This window comes from Microcystis sp. M015S2, assembly GCF_020245945.1.
Classification (GTDB): domain Bacteria; phylum Cyanobacteriota; class Cyanobacteriia; order Cyanobacteriales; family Microcystaceae; genus Microcystis.
On sequence record NZ_JADBTX010000063.1, the window covers coordinates 1 to 20,942 of the forward strand.

At 42.3% G+C, this 20,942-nt stretch carries 20 protein-coding genes; 13 read left to right on the top strand and 7 right to left on the bottom strand.

The window, feature by feature from the left end:
* Window positions 1–231: 231 nt before the first annotated feature.
* From IM473_RS12465 to IM473_RS12485, 5 genes are all read left to right on the top strand, one after another.
* The gene (locus IM473_RS12465) at window positions 232–483 is read left to right on the top strand and encodes a GUN4 domain-containing protein (RefSeq protein WP_080600705.1); all 252 of its coding nucleotides are present in this window, start codon (window positions 232–234) and stop codon (window positions 481–483) included.
* The gene (locus IM473_RS12470) at window positions 477–830 is read left to right on the top strand and encodes a type II toxin-antitoxin system RelE/ParE family toxin (protein WP_002783506.1); all 354 of its coding nucleotides are present in this window, start codon (window positions 477–479) and stop codon (window positions 828–830) included. The genes IM473_RS12465 and IM473_RS12470 overlap by 7 nt, the downstream gene beginning before the upstream one ends.
* A gap of 27 nt (window positions 831–857) precedes the next feature.
* Window positions 858–1,187 carry a helix-turn-helix domain-containing protein gene (locus IM473_RS12475; RefSeq protein WP_002737427.1) on the top strand — a complete coding sequence of 110 codons (330 nt, stop codon included), beginning with the start codon at window positions 858–860 and terminating at the stop codon, window positions 1,185–1,187.
* Between the two features lie 134 nt (window positions 1,188–1,321).
* Window positions 1,322–1,582 (top strand): ribbon-helix-helix domain-containing protein, encoded by a 261-nt coding sequence (locus tag IM473_RS12480; protein ID WP_287658660.1) that lies wholly within the window; start codon window positions 1,322–1,324, stop codon window positions 1,580–1,582.
* 2 nt (window positions 1,583–1,584) lie between these two features.
* Window positions 1,585–1,884, top strand: coding sequence for a type II toxin-antitoxin system RelE/ParE family toxin (locus IM473_RS12485; protein ID WP_287658661.1), 300 nt, complete (start codon window positions 1,585–1,587; stop codon window positions 1,882–1,884).
* Window positions 1,885–2,037: 153 nt separating this feature from the next.
* Here IM473_RS12485 and IM473_RS12490 read toward each other — a convergent pair whose 3' ends face one another.
* The gene (locus IM473_RS12490) at window positions 2,038–2,223 is read right to left on the bottom strand and encodes a hypothetical protein (RefSeq protein ID WP_287658730.1); all 186 of its coding nucleotides are present in this window, start codon (window positions 2,221–2,223) and stop codon (window positions 2,038–2,040) included.
* Between the two features lie 282 nt (window positions 2,224–2,505).
* On the opposite strand from IM473_RS12490, the gene purL reads away from it, so the two are divergent.
* Complete coding sequence (gene purL / locus IM473_RS12495) at window positions 2,506–4,776, top strand: phosphoribosylformylglycinamidine synthase subunit PurL (protein ID WP_287658662.1); 2,271 nt, start codon at window positions 2,506–2,508, stop codon at window positions 4,774–4,776.
* Window positions 4,777–4,913: 137 nt separating this feature from the next.
* Window positions 4,914–6,377, top strand: a complete 1,464-nt coding sequence (gene purF / locus IM473_RS12500) for an amidophosphoribosyltransferase (protein ID WP_287658663.1) — start codon at window positions 4,914–4,916, stop codon at window positions 6,375–6,377.
* 8 nt (window positions 6,378–6,385) lie between these two features.
* Here purF and IM473_RS12505 read toward each other — a convergent pair whose 3' ends face one another.
* Window positions 6,386–8,101: an ABC transporter ATP-binding protein gene (locus IM473_RS12505; RefSeq protein WP_287658664.1), complete on the bottom strand. Its 1,716-nt coding sequence runs from the start codon at window positions 8,099–8,101 to the stop codon at window positions 6,386–6,388.
* A 195-nt stretch (window positions 8,102–8,296) separates the two neighbouring features.
* Window positions 8,297–9,637 (bottom strand): 3-phosphoshikimate 1-carboxyvinyltransferase, encoded by a 1,341-nt coding sequence (gene aroA / locus IM473_RS12510; RefSeq protein ID WP_287658665.1) that lies wholly within the window; start codon window positions 9,635–9,637, stop codon window positions 8,297–8,299.
* Window positions 9,638–9,848: 211 nt separating this feature from the next.
* Between aroA and IM473_RS12515 the strand changes: the two genes are divergently transcribed.
* Both IM473_RS12515 and IM473_RS12520 read left to right on the top strand, forming a co-directional pair.
* The gene (locus IM473_RS12515; RefSeq protein WP_287658666.1) at window positions 9,849–10,391 is read left to right on the top strand and encodes a peroxiredoxin; all 543 of its coding nucleotides are present in this window, start codon (window positions 9,849–9,851) and stop codon (window positions 10,389–10,391) included.
* 169 nt (window positions 10,392–10,560) lie between these two features.
* Window positions 10,561–11,373 (top strand): hypothetical protein, encoded by an 813-nt coding sequence (locus IM473_RS12520; protein WP_287658667.1) that lies wholly within the window; start codon window positions 10,561–10,563, stop codon window positions 11,371–11,373.
* Between the two features lie 192 nt (window positions 11,374–11,565).
* On the opposite strand, the gene IM473_RS12525 is transcribed toward IM473_RS12520, so the two are convergent.
* Window positions 11,566–11,730, bottom strand: coding sequence for a hypothetical protein (locus IM473_RS12525; RefSeq protein ID WP_287658669.1), 165 nt, complete (start codon window positions 11,728–11,730; stop codon window positions 11,566–11,568).
* Window positions 11,731–11,875: 145 nt separating this feature from the next.
* On the opposite strand from IM473_RS12525, the gene IM473_RS12530 reads away from it, so the two are divergent.
* On the top strand, window positions 11,876–13,216 hold the full coding sequence (locus IM473_RS12530) for an AAA-like domain-containing protein (RefSeq protein WP_287658670.1): 1,341 nt from the start codon (window positions 11,876–11,878) through the stop codon (window positions 13,214–13,216).
* 45 nt (window positions 13,217–13,261) lie between these two features.
* Here the strand turns inward: IM473_RS12530 and IM473_RS12535 are convergent, their stop codons facing one another.
* Window positions 13,262–14,356, bottom strand: a complete 1,095-nt coding sequence (locus IM473_RS12535) for a WD40 repeat domain-containing protein (protein ID WP_287658672.1) — start codon at window positions 14,354–14,356, stop codon at window positions 13,262–13,264.
* A 430-nt stretch (window positions 14,357–14,786) separates the two neighbouring features.
* Here IM473_RS12535 and IM473_RS12540 point away from each other — a divergent pair, with 430 nt between their 5' ends.
* Both IM473_RS12540 and IM473_RS12545 read left to right on the top strand, forming a co-directional pair.
* Window positions 14,787–15,917, top strand: coding sequence for a glycosyltransferase family 4 protein (locus tag IM473_RS12540; RefSeq protein ID WP_287658674.1), 1,131 nt, complete (start codon window positions 14,787–14,789; stop codon window positions 15,915–15,917).
* Window positions 15,918–15,933: 16 nt separating this feature from the next.
* On the top strand, window positions 15,934–17,004 hold the full coding sequence (locus IM473_RS12545) for a glycosyltransferase family 4 protein (RefSeq protein WP_287658675.1): 1,071 nt from the start codon (window positions 15,934–15,936) through the stop codon (window positions 17,002–17,004).
* A gap of 119 nt (window positions 17,005–17,123) precedes the next feature.
* On the opposite strand, the gene IM473_RS12550 is transcribed toward IM473_RS12545, so the two are convergent.
* Entirely contained in the window at window positions 17,124–18,077 is a 954-nt protein-coding gene (locus IM473_RS12550) for a DNA-methyltransferase (protein WP_287658676.1), read from the bottom strand.
* Window positions 18,078–18,384: 307 nt separating this feature from the next.
* Complete coding sequence (locus IM473_RS12555) at window positions 18,385–19,167, bottom strand: MBL fold metallo-hydrolase (RefSeq protein WP_287658678.1); 783 nt, start codon at window positions 19,165–19,167, stop codon at window positions 18,385–18,387.
* A 304-nt stretch (window positions 19,168–19,471) separates the two neighbouring features.
* On the opposite strand from IM473_RS12555, the gene gnd reads away from it, so the two are divergent.
* On the top strand, window positions 19,472–20,899 hold the full coding sequence (gene gnd, locus IM473_RS12560) for a decarboxylating NADP(+)-dependent phosphogluconate dehydrogenase (RefSeq protein ID WP_016515095.1): 1,428 nt from the start codon (window positions 19,472–19,474) through the stop codon (window positions 20,897–20,899).
* Window positions 20,900–20,942 lie beyond the last annotated feature (43 nt).

Here is a 20,942-nt window from a genome sequence, read left to right on the forward strand (position 1 = left end):
ACATGGCTTTTTTTCTCCCCTCGCTCTACGGCACTCACTGCTTTCTGTCTTAAATCATCACTATAGGGTGCTGCCATGAAAGCTTCTCCTCATTTCTTTTTCTCTATTATGTCCTAACTATCCCGCTCTTTGCTATAGCATGAGTAGAAAACGGGTTTCTCGGAGAAACTGGTTTTCTGTGGGTTACTCAAGGGATTTAGGATAATCTGTAGGTTGAGTTAAGGTTCGTAGTTGCGCTTTAGCGCTTCATGTTGTCCGCACTACAGTAACGGCAAATTTGGCTTCAGCGTCCAGAAAGAAATCTATGAGAGTCTCCGTGACACGAGAGAATATAATAGTGAAGTGTGGAAAAAGTTCGGCGATCACATCGGCTGGAAAAAAGGAGAAAATTGCTTGTCTTACTCTGACCTAATCTTTAACAAGAATGCTCCCAAAGCTCATTTCCTTATTTGTATTTTTCACATTTTTTCAAAAAAATGGTAGATAAACAACTGAAAACTGTTATCTGGATTGGAGCATCAAAAAAGGAGCTATTAGAATTTCCTGAAGAGGTTATTGATGAAGTTGGCTATATTCTTTATCGTGTTCAGAACAATCAGAATCATCCTAACATCAAAGCCTTAAAGGGCTTTAATGGTGTTTTTGAAATAGTCAGCGATTATCAAACCGATACCTATAGAACAGTTTATGCCATCAAACTAAGCAATGCTATTTTTATTCTCCATGCCTTTCAGAAAAAATCAAAATCAGGGATTAAAACACCAAAACAAAATGTTAATCTAATCAAAGAACGCCTGAAAAAAGCACAGGAGATCGCAAAAGAGCAATAATAAATAACAAAAAGGAGATAAATGATTATGACAGAATATACTATTAGTTCGGGAAACATTTTTGAAGACTTAGGCTTTGCTAATGCAGAAGAAAAACTCGCTAAAGTCAAGCTGGCTTCAGTGATTTACGATCTGATTACTGAACAAGAATTAAGCGAGCAGGAGGTCAGTCAAATTTTGGGGATTGACGAGGCTAAAATTTCTAACTTAAAAAATGGCAGATTGCAAAAATTTTCTCTTGAGCAGATGTTTGACTTTCTAGTAGCATTAGGTCAGAAGATAGAAATCTTAGTAACTCCCCAAGCCTTAGCAAACTCTAGTTTAAGTATCCAGGTCATGTATCGAAATCAATCCTAATCTAAGCGCAATCGCCGATCTCGTAAGATGCGTTAATGTTAATGTAACGCACCTCAACTAACCTATTTTAGCTAATCCTTGTAGTAAAATAAAACAGGACACTCGACTTAACCCTTAACCTTACAAAAGTCATCATGAATATTCAACTAAAACCCAATCAAGAACAATTTATCCAAAAACAGTTAAAAAGTGGCAGATTTAATAATTCAGAACAAGTCATAGATACCGCTTTTTACTTACTAGAAATCCTCGATGAAGATTACTTACAATGGGTAGAAGAAACTCGTCAAAAAATTGACGTTGCCATAGCAGAATTAGATAATGGAGAGGGATTAGATGGAGAAAAAGTCATAAATGATATACTCGAAAAATTTAAAAAAGCGCAACAAAAATAATTATGACTCGTTATATTATTGCGCCTTCAGCCAGTCAAGATTTAAACAAGATTGCCGATTATTTTTTAGTAGTAAATATTGAAGCAGGTGAAAAACTATTCAGAAAATTTTACGAAAAGTGTCAACAATTAGTACAATTTCCCAAGTTAGGACGCAGCTATAGTCATATTAAACCATCCTTGAGAGGTTTACCTTTAGATGGATATATTATTTTCTATCGAGTAATTAATGAAACGGTGGAAATTTTAAGAATTGTTAATGGTCGTCAAGATTTAGATGCTTTATTCTCTGAGATCAAATAAAGGTTGAATGATGCAATCACCTGTAGGAGAAAAAGAACGACTGAAAAAAGCACAGGAGATCGCAAAAGAGCAACAATAAATACCAAAAAGGAGATAAATGATTATGACAGAATATACTATTAGTTCGGGAAACATTTTTGAAGACTTAAGTAGCTAGGCAGAATTAAACTTAAAACAGTGAGTTTCGTATCCTCCTTTTTGAGCGCGAGCTTCGATCCCTTGTTTAACAGTGAGCGCTAAATCGTACTCATCGGGAAAAATTTGACCTGCCAGTTCATGAGTTTTTAATTGATGCCATTCAATTTCAATAAGATTCATTTCAGAGGAATATTTGGGCAGTTGAAAGAAAAATAATCCTTGCTGCTGCCACTTATCCCAATACTCTCTGACTTGCTTAAGTAGCTGGTTATAATTAAGTTAAAAATGAATTTTAGGTTCGATCCCCCCTTAATCCCCCCTTGATAAGGGGGGGATCTGACAACTTTTAACGCCTACCTACTTATGTCTTTAGCTTAACTTTACTAGCGCAACCCTTTTAACTTTTTTGTCCTTTACTAAGCAGTGTAACTCGATCTCATCAGACGTTATACAATAAATCTTGTCCCTCGATCGCATTGTCCCATGACTACCCCCTTCACTGCCGCAGAAATTGCCTCAGAAGGCATCAAACCCGAAGAATACGAAGAAATAGTCAAAAGACTGGGAAGACACCCCAACAAAGCCGAATTAGGAATGTTTGGCGTGATGTGGTCGGAACACTGCTGTTATAAAAACTCCCGGCCGCTGCTCAAACAATTCCCCACCACCGGCGAAAAAATTCTCGTCGGACCGGGGGAAAATGCCGGAGTAGTGGATTTAGGCGATGGATTGCGATTAGCCTTTAAAATCGAGTCCCATAATCATCCTTCTGCGGTGGAACCGTTCCAAGGTGCCGCTACCGGAGTCGGAGGCATCCTGCGGGATATTTTTACCATGGGGGCCCGGCCCATTGCTATCCTCAACTCCCTCCGTTTTGGTAACTTGCAAGATGCCCGCAATCGTCGCATTTTTGCCGGAGTTGTGGAAGGAATAAGTCATTATGGCAATAGTGTCGGCGTTCCCACGGTGGGCGGTGAGATATACTTCGATAATGCCTACAATGGCAATCCCCTCGTTAATGCCATGGCTTTAGGGCTAATGGAAACCGAGGAAATCGTTAAATCTGGGGCAAAAGGCCTGGGAAACCCAGTTTTATACGTTGGTTCTACCACCGGCCGCGACGGTATGGGAGGGGCGAGTTTTGCCAGTGCCGAATTAACCGATAAATCTATGGATGACCGGCCCGCGGTGCAAGTGGGCGACCCTTTTCTGGAAAAATCCCTGATAGAAGCTTGTTTAGAGGCATTTAAGACCGGCGCGGTGGTGGCGGCCCAGGATATGGGGGCCGCGGGGATCACCTGTTCTACCTCCGAGATGGCGGCCAAGGGAGGGGTGGGAATTGAATTAGACCTCGATAAAATCCCCGTCCGGGAAACTGGGATGGTCCCCTACGAATATCTGCTATCGGAATCCCAAGAAAGAATGTTATTTGTGGCAGCATCGGGACGAGAAGGCGAATTAATCGAGATTTTTCATCGTTGGGGACTTCAGGCTGTGGTCGCCGGCCAGGTAATTGCAGAACCGATCGTCCGTATATTATTTAAAGGGGAAATTGCCGCCGAAATTCCTGCCACGGCCCTAGCGGATAATACTCCGATTTATCATCGGGAATTACTAACAGAACCGCCAGAATACGCCCAAAAAGCTCAATTATGGGAAGATGCTACTATTCCTATTCCCGAATCCTATAACGAGATTTTATTAAAACTGCTTGATAGTCCCTCGATTGCATCAAAACGCTGGGTTTATCGTCAATATGATCATCAAGTCCAGAATAACACCGTTATTCTCCCCGGGGGGGCCGATGCGGCCGTGATTCGCGTGCGTCCTCTGGGTGCTAATCCCGCAAATTCTCGGCGAGGTGTAGCGGCGACTACAGATTGTAATCCGCGATATGTTTATCTTGATCCCTATAACGGAGCTAAGTTGGCCGTGGCGGAAGCGGCCAGAAACCTTAGCTGTGTTGGTGCTGACCCCATTGCTGTCACGGATAATCTCAATTTCGGAAGTCCAGAGAATTCAATCGGTTATTGGCAATTAGCCACTGCTTGTCAGGGTATTGCCGAAGCTTGTCGGGAAATGAATACACCAGTGACTGGGGGTAATGTCTCTTTGTACAACGAAACAGTTGATGCAGCTGGCAGCCCCCAGTCTATTTATCCCACTCCCGTGATTGGGATGGTGGGATTAGTGCCAGATATCGAGCAAATTTGCGGCCAAGGTTGGCAAAAAGCGGGGGATTTAATCTATCTTTTGGGTTTCTCCTTGCCAACTATCGGCGCTTCCGAATATTTAGCCGTTATTCACGGTTTGGTGACGGGAAAACCGCCGGTAATTGATTTTGAATTAGAAAGAAAGGTACAGGCGGCCTGTCGTCGGGGAATTCGCGCCGGTTGGGTGAAATCTGCCCACGATTGCGCGGAGGGAGGTTTAGCCACTGCTCTGGCAGAATGCTCTATTAGTGGCCAATTAGGGGCGGAAATTGACCTTTCTTGGCAGCATCAAGGCCGTTTTGACGCGGTGTTATTCGGGGAATTAGCTAGTTGCATTATTGTCTCCGTTTCCTCCGAAAATCGGCAAGATTGGGAAGAATACCTAAAGACACAATTAGGAGACTATTGGCAAATAACCGGCAAAGTTAGCGAAAAAAGCGATAATCTTCGGATTTTTGACCGGGATAAACAACCAGCGATCGATGTTAGTCTAGAAACTATACAGCAAGTTTGGTCAAAAGCGATCGAAAGAAGACTGTAATCTTGAGGCCGTCAGCTAGATAAGATGGCCGATTATATCGGTAAATAAAGGCTGATAGCTCATAAATAAATCGTTAAAAGAAGATTAAGATCGGTTAAGATTTTGTTACCAAAGTATTCTGCAGCCCCAACCCTCCCATGTCTAGCCATCCCGACTCATCTGTATCTTTTGCCAGTGTCGATAAGCCTGAAGAAGCCTGTGGAGTTTTTGGACTCTATGCCCCCGAGGAAGAAGTAGCAAAACTGACCTACTTCGGACTCTATGCCCTGCAACACCGAGGACAGGAATCGGCAGGTATTGCCACCTACGATGGGGAAACGGTGCATTGTTACAAAGAAATGGGCTTAGTTTCCCAAGTTTTTAGCGAAACTGTCCTTAAAACCTTGCCCGGTACTCACGCCGTCGGTCATACTCGTTACTCTACCACCGGTTCTAGCCGTCGGGCCAATGCCCAACCTGCTGTGATCGAAAGCCGTTTAGGTAAACTTTCCCTAGCACATAACGGCAATTTAGTCAATACTTTTGAGTTAAGAAATGTATTAGAAAAGCGCGGTTGCGATCTCGTCACCACCACCGACTCGGAAATGATCGCCGTCGCTATCGGCCAGGAAGTGGATAGTGGCAAGGATTGGATACAAGCGGCGATCGATGCCTTTAGCTATTGTAGCGGGGCTTATAGCCTTGTTATCGGCACACCGACGGGAATTATCGGGGCGCGGGATCCCAATGGTGTCAGACCCTTAGTAATTGGGGTTTTGCAAGAAGAAGGCAATCCCCCTCGTTATGTTTTAGCTTCGGAAACCTGCGGATTAGATATTATTGGGGCCGATTATCTGCGGGATGTGCAGCCGGGGGAATTAGTTTGGATTAGTGAAGATGGCTTATCTTCGGTGGATTGGGCCATGAAACCGGAGAAAAAATTATGCGTTTTCGAGATGATTTATTTTGCCCGTCCCGATAGCATTGTTCACGAGGAATCTTTATATACTTATCGGGTACGTTTGGGGGAACAATTAGCCAAAGAGTCGCCGGTAGAAGCAGATATGGTGATGGGAGTTCCCGATTCGGGTATTCCAGCGGCGATCGGATTTTCGCGCATTTCTGATATTCCCTACGCGGAAGGATTGATTAAAAATCGTTATGTGGGACGGACTTTTATTCAACCAACCCAACACATGAGAGAGTCGGGGATTAAGATGAAATTGAATCCTTTAAAGGATGTTTTACAGGGAAAAAGAGTTATTATTGTTGATGATTCGATCGTGCGGGGAACCACTAGCCGGAAATTAGTTAAAGCTTTACGCGATGCCGGAGCAAGAGAAGTTCACATGAGAATATCTTCTCCTCCGGTGACTCATCCTTGTTTTTATGGTATTGATACGGACAACCAAGAGCAATTAATTGCGGCAACTAAATCGGTGGCGCAAATTCAGGCACAAATCGGGGTGGATAGTTTAGCTTATCTCAGTCACGATGGGATGTTAACAGCAACGAAAGAAGATCCGAAAACCTTCTGTACTGCCTGTTTTAATGGCGATTATCCGATTCCTGTACCCGATAATGTTAAGCGATCAAAGTTGATTTTAGAAACAGTTAAATAGCCTCAAGGCTAAATCCTCTGAAAACAATCGGCAATTTCTTGGGGAGTTAAAAGGAAATTAGGATAACCGGAAAGTTGTCCTAATTTTTGTGCTAATAAAACTGCTTGGGGTGGAGTTAGATAGGTTTTGGCTAAGAGATCGGTTTGATGATAAGCTTGCCGGATTGGGGCATCTAAAAGGATAGTTCCTTGACCCATGATAATTACTCTTTCGGCGTATTCTGGCATTAAATAGAGGTGATGGGTGATCACAATCACCGTTTTGCCCATCTGGTGTAATTGACGACTCACCTCTAAAATTGCCTTAGCTCCTTGGTAATCTTGGCCGGTGGTGGGTTCATCAAACACAACTATACGCGGTTCCATGGCTAAAATTGCCGCAATCACTACCCGCGCTCGATCGCCTTTCGGTAAGGAGAGAGGATGATAGGAGCGATATTCTAGCAATCCCATGGCTTCTAGACTTGCTTCCGTGCGTTGGATAATGATTTCTGGAGAATAACCAAGATTAGTCAGGGCAAATGATACTTCTTTCTCCACAGTGGTGTTAAAAATCTGATTATCGGGATTTTGGGCTACATAACCGATCGAACGAGCTAAATCACTAACAGAAAAGCTAGTGATCGAACGTCCATCAATCATAACTTGACCAGTGGTCGCCGAGAGAAGATTGAGAAAATGCTTGACTAAAGTGCTTTTTCCCGCGCCATTTTGACCGATAATCAGCAGATATTCCCCTTCGGCAATATCGAGGGACACATCCCGCAAGGCGGTAGTACCATCGGGATAGGTATGGCAGAGATTTTTTACCCTCAGTAGGGGGTTTAAGGGGTCAGAAACCGATGATAAGGGAGAGTTTGGTGTTATTTGATGGTAAAAGGATTTAAGCTCGTTTAAACGGGCAAAACCGCGGTCGAGGGTGACAGGAATGGACTCGACCGCCCCGATTTTCTGCTCGATCAAAGCAAAAGTAGTGGCCACTTGCGGAGGACGCAGGGCATTTTCCTGTAAACGTTGTACTTGGGAGTAGATCTCTGCTGGGGTTCCCATGGCTTCGATCGCACCCTCCCTTAATAGTACCAGGCGATCGGCATATTCGGCCATTTCCTCGGCTGCGTGGGAGACCATCACAATGGTGACACCGAGATGGCGATTTAATTCCTTAATGGTGGCGAAAACTTCCTGGGATCCCACCGGATCCAGTTGGGAGGTGGGTTCATCGAGAATTAACAAAGCGGGCTGAACTGCGAGAGCGGCGGCGATCGCTAATCGTTGTTTTTGTCCTCCTGATAATTCCCCCGGCGATTTTTTTTCCATTCCCTCTAACCGGACTGCCGCTAAAACTTTGGGAATACGCGCTTTAATTTCCTCTCGCGGTAGCCGTAAATTTTCTAGGGTAAAAGCGATTTCATTTTCTATCGAAGTGGCTAAAAGTTGCGTTTCGGGATCTTCAAATACTGCCCCCACATAGCGGGCCAAGGTGCTAACGGGATGGGTTAAAGTATCTAAACCGGCTACTGTTGCATAACCAAAAAAACGCCCTCCGTAAAATTGGGGGACAATACCGTTAAGAGTTAAACAGAGAGTAGTTTTTCCTGCACCTGTGGGCCCGATAATACCTAAAAATTCGCCTCGATGAATTGCTAAAGAGATATTTTTAAGCACTAGATTGGAGGATTCGGGATAAATATAGGAAACTTTCTCTAATTGGGCGATGATTTCCATTATCGGTGGGGAATAGAAGACGGGAGTGGGGTAGATAGGGAGATATTTTTCAGGGAAATGCGAGTTAGGGACGCTTCTATTTTCCGCTATTTCGATCGATGAACTCGATTATCACACAGGTGGCCCACTACTCTGTGATTTATCCTGCAATTGTACCAGTGACTCCTCGCCCACTCGCAGAAAAACTTAATATTTCTACTCTTGACAAATTTGCTGTAAGGTGCTAAAGAAATCGGGGTAGGAAATGCCAGCCGCTTCAGCGCGATGGATAGTGGTGGGTTGACGGCAATTGAGGGCAGCGATCGCTAGACTCATGGCAATGCGATGATCGGTAAAACTGTCCACTTCCGTGCCGAATAGGCCCGTACCGCCGGTAATCTCTAAACCATCGGGTAATTCCCTTACTTTTGCCCCTAGGCGATCGAGTTGGGTGGCCATCACCGTCAGGCGATCGCTTTCCTTCACCCGTAGTTCCTCGGCATCCTTGATAATTGTCGTTCCTTGGGCAAAAACCGCCGCTACTGCCAAAATCGGAATTTCATCGATCAGACGGGGTATAATCTCACCAGCGATCGTGGTTGCCTGTAGTGGACTGGATTTCACCCGCAGATCCGCCACCGGTTCCCCCGTCACCACCCGTTGATTTTCGAGGGTGATATCTGCTCCCATTGCCTGTAAAACCTGTAAAACTCCGGTTCTAGTCGGGTTTATTCCCACATTTTCGATTAATAACTCGGAATTAGGCACAATTGCTCCCGCTACCAACCAAAAGGCCGCCGAACTGATATCCCCCGGTACAATCACCGTTTGTCCAGTTAAAGTGGGATAACCCGTCACCGTGACGCTATTAGTCTCCCCATCCACCTCAATATTTGCCCCAAAAGCGCGCAGCATCCGTTCACTGTGATCGCGAGATAAAGCGGGTTCCGTGATCGTGGTTTTCCCCTCCGTTAACAGTCCTGCGAGGAGAAGACAGGATTTCACCTGTGCAGAAGCAACGGGAGAATAGTAGTGGATCGGTTGCAGAGATTGCCCAGAAACGGCTAAAGGAGCCAAAGAATTGGCTTTTCTGCCCCAAATTTGCGCCCCCATTTCTTTTAGGGGTTTCACCACCCTGGACATGGGACGCGATCGCAGGGAAGCATCACCGGTAACGACAAAAAAACGGTCCCGATGACCGGCCAATAATCCTAACATTAAGCGGATCGTCGTGCCGGAATTGCCCGCGTCGAGGATTTCTAAGGGTTCCTCGAGATTGCCTAAACCCCTACCTTTAACGATCACTTTCTCGCTGTTGAGTTGGGAAATTTCCACACCCATGGCACGAAAACAACTAGCGGTACTGCAGGGATCTTCGCCCAATAATAACCCATGAATAACGGTTTCTCCTTCGGCGATCGCTCCTAACATCAGGGAGCGATGGGATATAGATTTATCGCCTGGGATGGTGATTTTTCCCCGTAATCCCGTGATTTTGGCTGGATCGATGACTAAATCTTGATGGGATTGAAGGGGGTTAAGGGTGACAATAGACATGATCGTTAGGCAGATGAAGACAAGCTCGATCTATTTTCCCCCTTTACCTCGCCCTTTCCTTGTCAAGTTATGTAAAGAATATTAAGCTAGAGTGACAGTTGATTTTCCCAGTGTGACAGGAACGAGGGAAAGGACACAAAGATCGATCGCTCCCGTATTAGGTTAAACTTATCACACCAAGAAACTGATAACTGATAACTGATAACTGATTATGTCTCGTCGTCAACTGTTGAGTTTTTTAATTGCAGTAATTCTGGCATTTTTTGCCCTTATTCCCGATGCTAACGCTTTGGGTGGCCCCCAACCCCCTTTAAATCAACCGTCACCCGATTTTACCCTACCGACTAACACGGGAGAAGGGAATATTTCCCTATCGGACTATCGGGGTAAATGGGTGGTTTTGTATTTTTATCCCAAGGATTTTACCCCCGGCTGTACCCTAGAAGCGCGGCGTTTTCAGCAGGATTTGCCGAAATATATGGCTAAAAATACGCAAGTTTTAGGGGTAAGTGCCGATGATGTCGATTCTCATGCGGAATTTTGTGACTCGGAGGGGTTAAAATTTCCCTTACTGGCAGATACTACCGGAGATGTTAGTAAAGCCTATGGTTCTTGGATGGGTTATGTTTCCCTGCGTCATACCTATCTTATCGATCCGCAGGGGATTTTAAAAGAGATTTATTTAGGGGTAAATCCTGCCATTCACAGCGCCGAAGTTTTAGCACGTTTAGAGGAATTACAGGCGACTTCTTGAGATAATTGGTCTTGAATCTAGAAATTATTCTGGTCGGTTAGTTACGATGATAAGCTAACTACGGTTTGCATTATCTATAGTCGCTCAATCAATCCTCATTTTCTAGATAATGGCAGCACACTCTGAACAAATGGTTCAATAATTAGACAATCAATACAGACAATAGCTTATGAATGGATCACGAACAAGTTTTCAAGCTGGTTGGTTAAATATAGAGCAGGAATTAGTTTTACTTTTAACAGCAACAATTAATATTAAAGGTATGCCGAAAGCCTATCCAAATGTTCCCGATCAAAGACAGGAAGATTACTATAATTCCCTGAAGTATTATATTAATTTTCATCCTCGTATCAAAAAAATACTATTTGTGGAAAATTCTGGTTGGCCTCTTGATCGATTGCAGGAAACGACTCAAGAAAATCCCCATAACAAACAAATTGAATTTATTTCACTAGATGCCAATGATTTTCCTCGTAATTTTGGCAAAGGTTACGGCGAAACCCTATTAATAGAGCAGGGAATTTTAAAATCAGCACTGGTCAAAGAGTCTTCTTATATTGCCAAGATAACTGGGAGAATTTACCTTCTCAATATGACCGATATTTTAGAGAGGGTTAAAAGTCCCTTTGAGTGTTTATGTGATTTTAAATGGCCGATTTGGCAACAATTACAGAACAAACAAAATAATCCTTCCTATGCGGATACTCGTTTTCTTGTCTTTAGCAAATGCTTTTATGAAAGCTACCTGCAGCCGATGCACAAAAATCATCAGCAGGGGTGTTTTTACAGTGAACATCAATATTATCAAGCTATTAATTTAGCATCACAATCGGCTAATGTTTGTAAAAGGTTTCCCGTTGAACCGAAATTTTCTGGTATTGCGGGACATTTTGGGGGAAAAGACTATAATAGTCGTTCCGAACAGTTGAAATACGCAATTCGTGTCTTGACTCGCCAAACTATGCCTTGGCTATATCTGTAAGCAACTCTTCCCGTCTATGGTATCGACGACAAATAACAATTCCATCGTTCAGAAACATGAAAAAATAAAATGACAAAGCCATCCTTAAAAGTCGGGATTTTAAAACCAAAATTTTCGATAAAAAAAATCCCGACCACGATTTTTTCATCGGTGGGGGATATAGATTAACAACCTTAACCGAGATAATCAGGACTAATTGCAATTATCGTCCTTATCACCCTTACAGTCACGGTTTTGTAAACTTAGCGGCCAAGAGGAATGGTCAAAATGGTTATCTTGACTATTAACCGCTAAAGTGTGAGGAATTGAACCTAACAGCAAGGAGACCACGACAAACAAGGTTAACGAGATTTTCATGGCTTTTACTCCCTTAGACACCATCAGGTAATTGACCTATTTTTACCATAGGGTTTTTCCTCTCGGATGTCAGTCCCATTGCCAAGAGGGAAAAAGGGGTTAACATGGAAAAAAAGGGAATATAAGTAGAATAAAGTAGAACGGGATGAAACCACAGGGATGGGACGAGTTTCTCAAACATATAGCTAGAGAATACGGTGTTCAAGGCAAATTAAAGGAGATTTTTTTGGTTCGTTTTGCCTATGAAAATTGGCGCAAACCGGATGAGGAAATTTGGGAAATGGCCGAGGCCGCCAGCCATGAAACCTATAAAAAACAAATGACTAAAATCTATAGCTATTTCTCGGCAGATAAAGATAATGGCTGTCCCGAACTAGAATTAGGCAGTAAAGGGCCGGGTAAGTTCCAAATCCTCCGGGAATGGTTCAAAGATATCAAATATCCTGAATGGAGAAATCAACCCGTCCCGATACTAGCAGAAAAATCAGTTATAGATAGTTATATTAGCCGCCCTCCCGTCGAAAGCGACTGTTATCAAGAAATTAATCGTCCGGGGTCACTCATTCGCATTAAATCCCCCGAAAAGACTGGTAAAACTTCTCTCCTTAAACATCTGCTCGCTCAGGCAGATAGTTGGGGACACAGCACAGTTTATATTAATTGTCAAGTGGCAGAAAAGGCGATGTTTGCCAGTTTAGACCGATTTTGTCGCTGGTTTTCGGCAAATGTCAGCCGAGAATTGGGTTTAAAGCCGCAATTAGATGAATATTGGGATGAGGAACTATTTGGCAGTTTAATCAGTTGTCAAACCTATTTTCAGTCCTATCTTTTGGAACAGATTAACGGGCCGCTCTTTTTGGCCCTAGATAATTTAGACAGAATTTTCGAGTATCCCGACATCGCTAGGGATTTTCTGCCGCTTTTGCGCTGTTGGCACGAAGAAGCTAATAATTTAGAAATCTGGCAGAATTTGCGGTTAGCGATTGCTAATTCCACGGAAATCTATATTCAATTGGACGCTAATCAATCTCCCTTTAATGTCGGTCGCGCGATTAAATTACCCGGTTTTAGCCTCGAACAACTGGAAAACTTGGCTATTAGCTACGGATTGCCTAAAAATGACGATAATCAGCGTTTTCTTGGCGATTTAATTGCTCTAGTCGCTGGTCATCCCTATCTTAGCCGTTTGGCCCTGGAAGCGCGGGTGCGTGGGGAAAAAAATATTCTCCCTAATGCTGCTACCCAAGGGGGAATTTATGCGGCACACCTGCGTCATCACTGGGATAATCTGCAAAAACAGCCGGAATTATTAACAGCGATGGGGGAAGTGGTTAATTCGTCCGATAAGGGAGCGCGATTAGAACCGATTACTGCCTATAAACTGGAAAGTATGGGTTTAATTCAGTTAAAAGGCGACCTAGCCCAGCCTAGCTGTCAATTATATCAACTTTACTTCCGAGAGGAACAGACCAGCAGCGATCTCTAGTAGATAATTAGACACCGATAAGTATCTGGTGCGCTCAAAGATTGCTTAACTTGCTAAAGATTGTAGTTCGGAAGTGCCATAAACTCTCACGATTTTGTCTTGGCAGGCCGTGGCGATATAATTACCGTCGGGACTAAAACAAACCGAATAGATTTTCTGGGGATGGGGAATAGAAATAATCGCTTTTCCTGCTTTTAAATCCCATAATTTTAAGCTTTTATCATCACCACCACTGGCTAATAGTTGATTATTAGGACTAACACTAACTGAATTGATATGATCACTATGTTCGCTGAGAGTTTTTACCTCTGTACCTCTTTTAATATCCCAGATTTTAATAGTTTTGTCTTTGCTGCCACTGGCTAAAAATTTGTTATTACTGCCGAAATCTACCGATAAAATACCTCCAAACCAATCGGAATGACCTTTTAAGGTAATACTGCTCTTTTCTCCCAGATTCCAAATAATTACCGTTTTGTCATTTTCGCCGCCACCACTGGCTAAAAGTTGACCATTTTGACTAAATTTAACTGTTAGGACTTTATCGCTATGACCTTGTAATGTGGCGTGAATTTCTCCAGTTTTTGCTGACCATATTTTCACCGTTTTATCTTCACTAGCACTAGCAATAATTTCCTTATCGGGATGAACAGCTACTGCTGTAACTTTGTCTTGGTGTCCCGTTAAGGTAGAGATTAATTTTTTAGTTTCTAGTGACCAAATTCTTACAGTTTGATCATCTCCTCCACTAACCAAATATCCTTGACAGGGACTAAAAGCAACAGAATTGATTCTTTTATGTCTATGTCTTGAAAATATATCATCAATCTCCGAAACCTTTACTTGAGGAGGTTTTGAGAATATATCATTAATTTTAGGTATAGCGATTCCACCCTTATTTCCAAATATATTGCCAATCCCCTCCTCTAGATCTCCAAACATTTTATTTATATCATCTTCAAAAACTTGATCAATTTTTTTATTTAAATAAAACTTCTGATTTTTTCTCCATTCCCAGATTAGAATATTACCATCATCTCCAGCACTAGCCAAAAATTTACCATCTTGGGAAAAAGTTAGACATTTAACCTCACCTTCATGGACTTCTAAGGATTTAAAAGATACTAAACGATTAAACATGGTGAAAACATTAGTTAGTTAATCAAGATTTTTCGGCATTACCCGATGTTAGTGATTCTGTAGGGGACTAAGCCATCCCTGAGATAACTTTTGAAAAATCTCCGCTCACCACAAGTGCGGGGAAGCTATTCTTCCATGATTATAACTAATTACAGCGTTTCTCGTCAAGGAGATTCATAGCTTATAATTACCCGTTGACAATCATAGTAATAGGGTGGGTGAGGGGACAATAATTGAAAAAATTGCCCGATAAATTAAGTATTCGCCGTAACCTAGCCCAAAAAGGCTGCTATTCAGGGGCGCTATAGGGTAAGATTAACTATTAGGGTGGAGTTTGTTGCCGATTTTAATCTTGTCCTAAGCGAGCAAAATTGACAATTGAATCTGTAATTTTAAAAATATCTATCCCGTCAATCTCATCTAACCACAAATGCTTAAAATTTTAGTTGATGGTACACCGATAAGACAAAATCCTAGTGGAATTGGATTATATGCTTATCACCTGATTGCCGAATTAGCTAAATTACAAAACCAAGAAAACTTTTCCCTGTCCCTCTGTTTTCAACCATCGGTAAAAAACTGGCTGCGGGGTAATCTTTCTATACCCGAAAAACTGCAATCCTATCCAGAGGTTAAGTGTTTACCAATTCCCGTCAGTCTTAGCAATATTTTAACCCGATTTCCTAATCCTCTAATTCCCTATCTAGAAAACTTTCTTGATTCTCCCGATATTCTCCACGGATTGGATCATGTGGTGTATCCTTGTCGTCAGAGTCGTCAAGTTATGACTATTCATGATGTTACTTTTATGAAATATCCTGAGTTTGTCACGGGGATTGTCAAAACCTACACCCAACGCATTAAAAAATCTCTACAATGGACAGATTTAGTTATTGCTAACTCCGCAAGTACCAAACGAGATATTATTGAATATTTAGATGTGAACCCAGAGAAAATTTTTGTTACTCCCCTCGCAAGTCGTTATTCTTCCCTCCCCAATCCACCCTCATCTCTAACTATCACTAAACCCTATTTACTCTTTGTTAGTACCCTAGAACCACGAAAAAATATTATTAATCTTATCGATGCTTTTAACTATCTCAAGGACAGGTATAAATTAGACCATAATCTGATTCTGATTGGCAAAAAAGGATGGAAGTATCAACCAATTTTCGATAAAATATCTCAGTCTCCCTTTCGAGATAGTATCCAACATCTTGATTATCTTGCTGATGACTTAGTTGCAGATTATTATCAAAAAGCCGATGTTTTTGTTTATCCTTCCTTTTATGAAGGTTTTGGATTACCGGTTTTAGAAGCGATGACTTTAGGTTGTCCTGTCGTAACTGCTAATACTGCATCCTTACCCGAAGTCACGGGAGACTCGGCAATATTAATTAATCCCGATAATCCCCTAGAAATTGCTGCGGCAATCTATCAGGTGATTAGTGATACCTCTCTCCGTCAAGACTTAATCACTAAAGGAAAAAAACAAGCGGCAAAATTCTCTTGGCAAAAAACCGCACAAGCTACTATAAAAGCTTATCTTTCTCTTTTATAATAACTAGCCAATATCTATGAATAGGAATCATCAATTATTAATCAATCTCGCTTTTCTCGGTACTAAATATACTGGATTGACTACCTATACTAAAAATCTCATTCCCCAGTTAGCTAACTTAAATCCTACCCTAATCACTTCTAATAGTTACCCAGATTTTAACACCTATCCTGTCTCGGCAAACCTCACCCAAGAGCAGGGAACCAAAGGCAATATTAAGCGCTTAATTTGGACAGAAACCCAACTCTATCAAACCTATCAACAATTAAAGTCTTCCCTGCTATTTACCCCCATTCCCGAAGCACCTATTTATGGAAATTGCCGCTATATTGTCACAGTTCATGATTTAATTCCCCTGCGATTTCCAAAATTTTCCCCTCTAACTTTTTATAATAAATACTATTTACCCCAAGTCCTGAAAAAAGCCACACATATTATCGCTGTTTCCCAAGCAACTGCCGCCGATATTAATAAGTTTGTTAACATACCTCTTGACAAAATAACCGTGATTCTTTCTGGTTATGATTCTGATAATTTTCGTCCTCTAAATCTGGCGACTCGTCCCTATTTTCTCTATCTTGGTCGTTATGATCCTCATAAAAATCTCGGTCGTTTAATTACTGCTTTTTCCCAAATCGATCCCGAATATCAATTATTAATTGTCGGTCAATTTGACCCCCGTTTTACCCCGGCTCTGCAGCAACAGGTAGAAGCATTATCAATCTCTCAACGAGTGCAATTTTTAAACTATGTTTCCTATGAAGAATTGCCGCAACTTTTAAACCAAGCAACTGCTTTAGTTTATCCCTCCCTTTGGGAAGGTTTCGGATTACCTGTACTAGAAGCAATCGCCTGTGGAACTCCTGTCATTACTTCTAATCTTTCCTCTCTCCCAGAAGTCACAGGAGATGCGGCAATTTTAATTAATCCCTATAGTATCGATGAGATGAGAGAGGCAATGCAGCAAATCGCCATGGATGAACAATTACGCCTAAAATTAAAGTCCCTCAGTCGTCAACGCGCCGAGCTTTTTAGTTGGGAAAAAACTGGTCAAGAAACCGCCACAATTCTGCAAAGTTTTCTCTAAAAATGGTGACAAAAAAACTTATCAATCATTGCAGGATGGGTTAGACGGCACTAAGCATTAAAACCCAAGTATATGAGAGCAAAAACCTGTAATCTGCTGGGGAGATTCAGTGTTAATTCCTATATATTATTGTGCCATTCTTCGGGAATTTGAGCGACTTTTTCTTGGCCAGTAGGCTGATGAATAGGTTTTCCTAAAGGACGAATTTTGAGATTTCCTTGCAAATAAGCGGCGATTCTTTCCCTGGCAATTTTCACATATTCTGCTTCTTTTTCACTCCCCATCACTCGACGATTGTGCATAATACTAGCAATCAGAGAAGTTCCAACCCCGGCAAAGGGATCAAAAACCCAATCCCCCTCATTTGTCAAGGCTAAAACACATCTTTCTACTAATTCGATTGGATATTGACAAGGATGAATAGTTTTCTCTGGATGATTAGATTTAACGTTAGGAATATCCCATAGTAACTCATCCCATTCTTGTGCTAAAAACTCCCAAACATCGCTGGGATTTTTCCCTAAAGGATTACCAGAGGGTTTACCGATATTTTTACCTTTAAAATGGCGCTTACCAGGGTATTTAGCGGGGATTCTCACTGGATCAAGATTAAAGATATATTTATCGGTTTTTGTCAACCATAAAATAGTTTCATATCTGCCAGAAAATCTTTTAGAGGTATGTAATCCATGGCCAAAATGCCAGACAATTCTATTTCTTAAAAAGAAACCCATTTGTTTAAATAGCTGATAATAAAAAATATCTAAAGGATAAAGTTCTCCCTCTTGAACGAAATTTCCCACCTGCCAGCAAATACTGCCATTATCTTGCAAGATTCTAGAGAATTCTCGCATAATTTTGGTTTGGGTTTCCAGATAAGTATCCAAAGAGATTTTTTTTTCGTAGTCTTTTCCTAAATTGTAGGGAGGAGAAGTAATAATCAAGCTCACAGAATTATCTGGTATAGTCTTGATAAAATTATTGCTATCTCCTTGATAAAGAATTATTTCGGCATCAGGTTGATAAAAGTCTCGCACTGATTTTGACTGAGAAAATAAGGGCAACTGATTCATAGACAATTTAGCAGAGAAGAGCCACTTTTAATTATATAGTTTTCTGGACTAAAAATCCCAAAGATTTCGGGCTGTGTAAACTGGAAGTTTTACCATCTACCACCGCAGTTATTCAGCAAGCACCAAGTATTCTTACTCATAGTACAATGGGGATGCTCCCTATTTTACATCCAATATGCAAGAGAGCCAGTTTTTTAAAACAATTAATGTTATCTGTAGCCAGCAAAGATATAACAAAAATTCTACTTTTTTAGATAAAAATCGGGAAGAAAGTTTTGACTTTTTTCTATTCTTCCCTTAACTCAGATTAGCTCAAACCAGAAACGCACTCGCCTAATTCCACTGTAAAAGGTTGCCAAGGACGAGGATCAATTACCTTTGTCGGCAAGGCATGGGATGTTAATAATTCTTGAAAAGATTCGGGACTACCCTCGGCACTTAACACCGCCATCAATAAACCTTTAAACTCGATATCCCCACCGGCAGCCGTAGAAATAATATATTCGGGCTGCAAGCGTTGACAGACTGCTAAGGCGCTTTCTTGTCCTTTGATTACCGGTCCGAGGAAAGGTATTTTTAGGTCAATCAAAGGAGTGATAATCACATCAATTTTACCCAGAGAATCGAGGCTAGGAGAATGATAACCGTGGGGTTCGTAGTAGATACTCTGATTTGTCGCTAATTCCTTGATAACATAACCATTTTCCACCAGAGTCGGCCCGACTGGAGAACCGGGGACAGCAGTAATTTCGATCGCATTGTCAAAGATATAACTAGATCCGTGGGTTAAAGAAATGCGATGGGTATAATTGAGCGCTCGAACCACTTTTTCGGCATTGGGAGAGGCCACCACGGGAATTTGACGATCGAGTACCTGTAAAGTAGGAGGATGGGCGTGATCTTCCAAACCTTGGGAGAGAAGAATCAGATCGATATTTTCGGGAATGGCATGATTAGAGGTTTTTTTGCCCTCAAATAGCCAAGTTAAATTACCAAAAGTCAGGGAACCTACCAACCAAGGGTCGAGAAGCAGGCGTTTTCCCCCGATTTCGATTAACCAAGAATTACTATCAAGCCAAGTTAACTGCATATAAGCCGAGGAAGAATGGGGATTTTCTTAATTTAATTTAACATTAGCATTAATTTTTTTGAGGAATTATGAATTATGAATTATGAATTATGAATTGGGGAGATGGGGAGCAGGGAGTTGGGAGAATAAAAAAATAATCTCCTATCTCCTGACTCCTGACTCCTGACTCCTATCTCCTGACTCCTGACTCCTGCCGACCGCCTCCTGATTAGTCAAGGCTTAAGAAATAGGGAAAGTTTAGCTATCTTAGGGAAAGTAGGCGCTAAAAGGGGAGGAAGAACGCATCAGCCGAGACTGAATTTCTATGACTAAACGTACCTTCGGTGTTATCGGACTAGCTGTCATGGGAGAAAATCTCGCTCTCAATGTGGAGAGTCGGGGTTTTCCCATCGCTGTTTACAATCGCACCGCCAGCAAAACTAAAGAATTTATGGAAACTCGCGCCGTCGGCAAAGATGTCAAGGCGGCCTATAGTTTAGAAGAATTCGTCCAAATTTTAGAGCGTCCCCGCAAAATTCTGGTCATGGTAAAAGCTGGCCCGCCGGTGGATGCCGTGATTGAACAATTAAAACCCCTTCTCGAAGAAGGAGATATGATTATCGATGGCGGTAACTCCCTCTACGAGGACACGGAAAGACGCACCCGCGACCTAGAATCGACCACTAAACTCGGTTTTGTCGGGATGGGGGTCAGTGGTGGCGAAGAAGGCGCTCTGCACGGTCCTTCCCTGATGCCGGGGGGTACAGAGTTCGCCTATCGGGAATTAGAGCCGATTTTAACCAAAATTGCCGCCCAAGTCGATGATGGTCCCTGTGTCACTTACGTTGGGTCCGGGGGGGCAGGCCATTATGTGAAAATGGTTCACAATGGCATCGAGTACGGCGATATGCAGTTAATTGCGGAAGCCTACGATGTGCTGAAAAATGGTCTAGGACTAAGCAATCAGCAGTTACAGGAAACTTTCGCCGAGTGGAATCGCACCGATGAGCTTAATTCTTATTTAATTGAAATTACCGCCGATATCTTTAAGTATGTTGACCCAGAAACCGGCCATCATCTGGTAGATTTAATCTTGGATTCGGCGGGACAAAAGGGAACCGGACGCTGGACAGTGTTAAGTTCCTTGGAGTTGGGGGTGCCAATTCCGACCATTTATGCTGCGGTTAATGCTCGCGTGATGTCCGCTTATAAGGATGAACGGGTGGCAGCCTCAAAAGAGTTACCCGGACCTGGGGAAACCTATCCGGGGGATGCGGCACTATTTGTGGATAAGGTGCGTGATGCTCTTTACTGCTCGAAAATGTGTTCCTATGCCCAAGGTATGGCTTTAATCGCTAAAGCTTCTCAGGAGTTTAACTATAATATCAGTCTGCCGGAATCAGCCCGTATCTGGAAGGGCGGCTGTATTATTCGCGCCGGTTTCTTGGATAAAATTCGCAAAGCTTTTGCGGAAAATCCGGGCCTGCCGAATTTGTTGTTAGCGCCGGAATTTAAGCAAAGTATCCTCGATCGCCAAGAAGCATGGCGTGAGGTGTTAGTCTTGGCTAATAAGTTGGGAATTCCCGTCCCAGCTTTTAGTTCTTCTTTGGACTATTTTGATAGTTATCGTCGGGCCAATTTACCACAAAATCTCACCCAAGCACAACGGGATTATTTTGGCGCTCATACCTATGAACGTACCGATAAACCCAGAGGTGAGTTTTTTCATACGGAATGGATGACTGAATCCTAAAGCTATCTAATATTTTCTCCCCTTTTTATTTCCAGTAAAAAGG

Coding starts and splice junctions, on each gene's coding strand:
- IM473_RS12530 (WP_287658670.1), top strand. CDS start 11,876: ATGAAACCACAGGGATGGGACGAGTTTCTCAAACATATAGCTAGAGAA.
- IM473_RS12470 (WP_002783506.1), top strand. CDS start 477: ATGGTAGATAAACAACTGAAAACTGTTATCTGGATTGGAGCATCAAAA.
- gnd (WP_016515095.1), top strand. CDS start 19,472: ATGACTAAACGTACCTTCGGTGTTATCGGACTAGCTGTCATGGGAGAA.
- IM473_RS12480 (WP_287658660.1), top strand. CDS start 1,322: ATGAATATTCAACTAAAACCCAATCAAGAACAATTTATCCAAAAACAG.
- IM473_RS12485 (WP_287658661.1), top strand. CDS start 1,585: ATGACTCGTTATATTATTGCGCCTTCAGCCAGTCAAGATTTAAACAAG.
- aroA (WP_287658665.1), bottom strand. CDS start 9,637: ATGTCTATTGTCACCCTTAACCCCCTTCAATCCCATCAAGATTTAGTC.
- purL (WP_287658662.1), top strand. CDS start 2,506: ATGACTACCCCCTTCACTGCCGCAGAAATTGCCTCAGAAGGCATCAAA.
- purF (WP_287658663.1), top strand. CDS start 4,914: ATGTCTAGCCATCCCGACTCATCTGTATCTTTTGCCAGTGTCGATAAG.
- IM473_RS12515 (WP_287658666.1), top strand. CDS start 9,849: ATGTCTCGTCGTCAACTGTTGAGTTTTTTAATTGCAGTAATTCTGGCA.
- IM473_RS12525 (WP_287658669.1), bottom strand. CDS start 11,730: ATGAAAATCTCGTTAACCTTGTTTGTCGTGGTCTCCTTGCTGTTAGGT.
- IM473_RS12535 (WP_287658672.1), bottom strand. CDS start 14,356: ATGTTTAATCGTTTAGTATCTTTTAAATCCTTAGAAGTCCATGAAGGT.
- IM473_RS12475 (WP_002737427.1), top strand. CDS start 858: ATGACAGAATATACTATTAGTTCGGGAAACATTTTTGAAGACTTAGGC.
- IM473_RS12540 (WP_287658674.1), top strand. CDS start 14,787: ATGCTTAAAATTTTAGTTGATGGTACACCGATAAGACAAAATCCTAGT.
- IM473_RS12555 (WP_287658678.1), bottom strand. CDS start 19,167: ATGCAGTTAACTTGGCTTGATAGTAATTCTTGGTTAATCGAAATCGGG.
- IM473_RS12550 (WP_287658676.1), bottom strand. CDS start 18,077: ATGAATCAGTTGCCCTTATTTTCTCAGTCAAAATCAGTGCGAGACTTT.
- IM473_RS12520 (WP_287658667.1), top strand. CDS start 10,561: ATGAATGGATCACGAACAAGTTTTCAAGCTGGTTGGTTAAATATAGAG.
- IM473_RS12505 (WP_287658664.1), bottom strand. CDS start 8,101: ATGGAAATCATCGCCCAATTAGAGAAAGTTTCCTATATTTATCCCGAA.
- IM473_RS12545 (WP_287658675.1), top strand. CDS start 15,934: ATGAATAGGAATCATCAATTATTAATCAATCTCGCTTTTCTCGGTACT.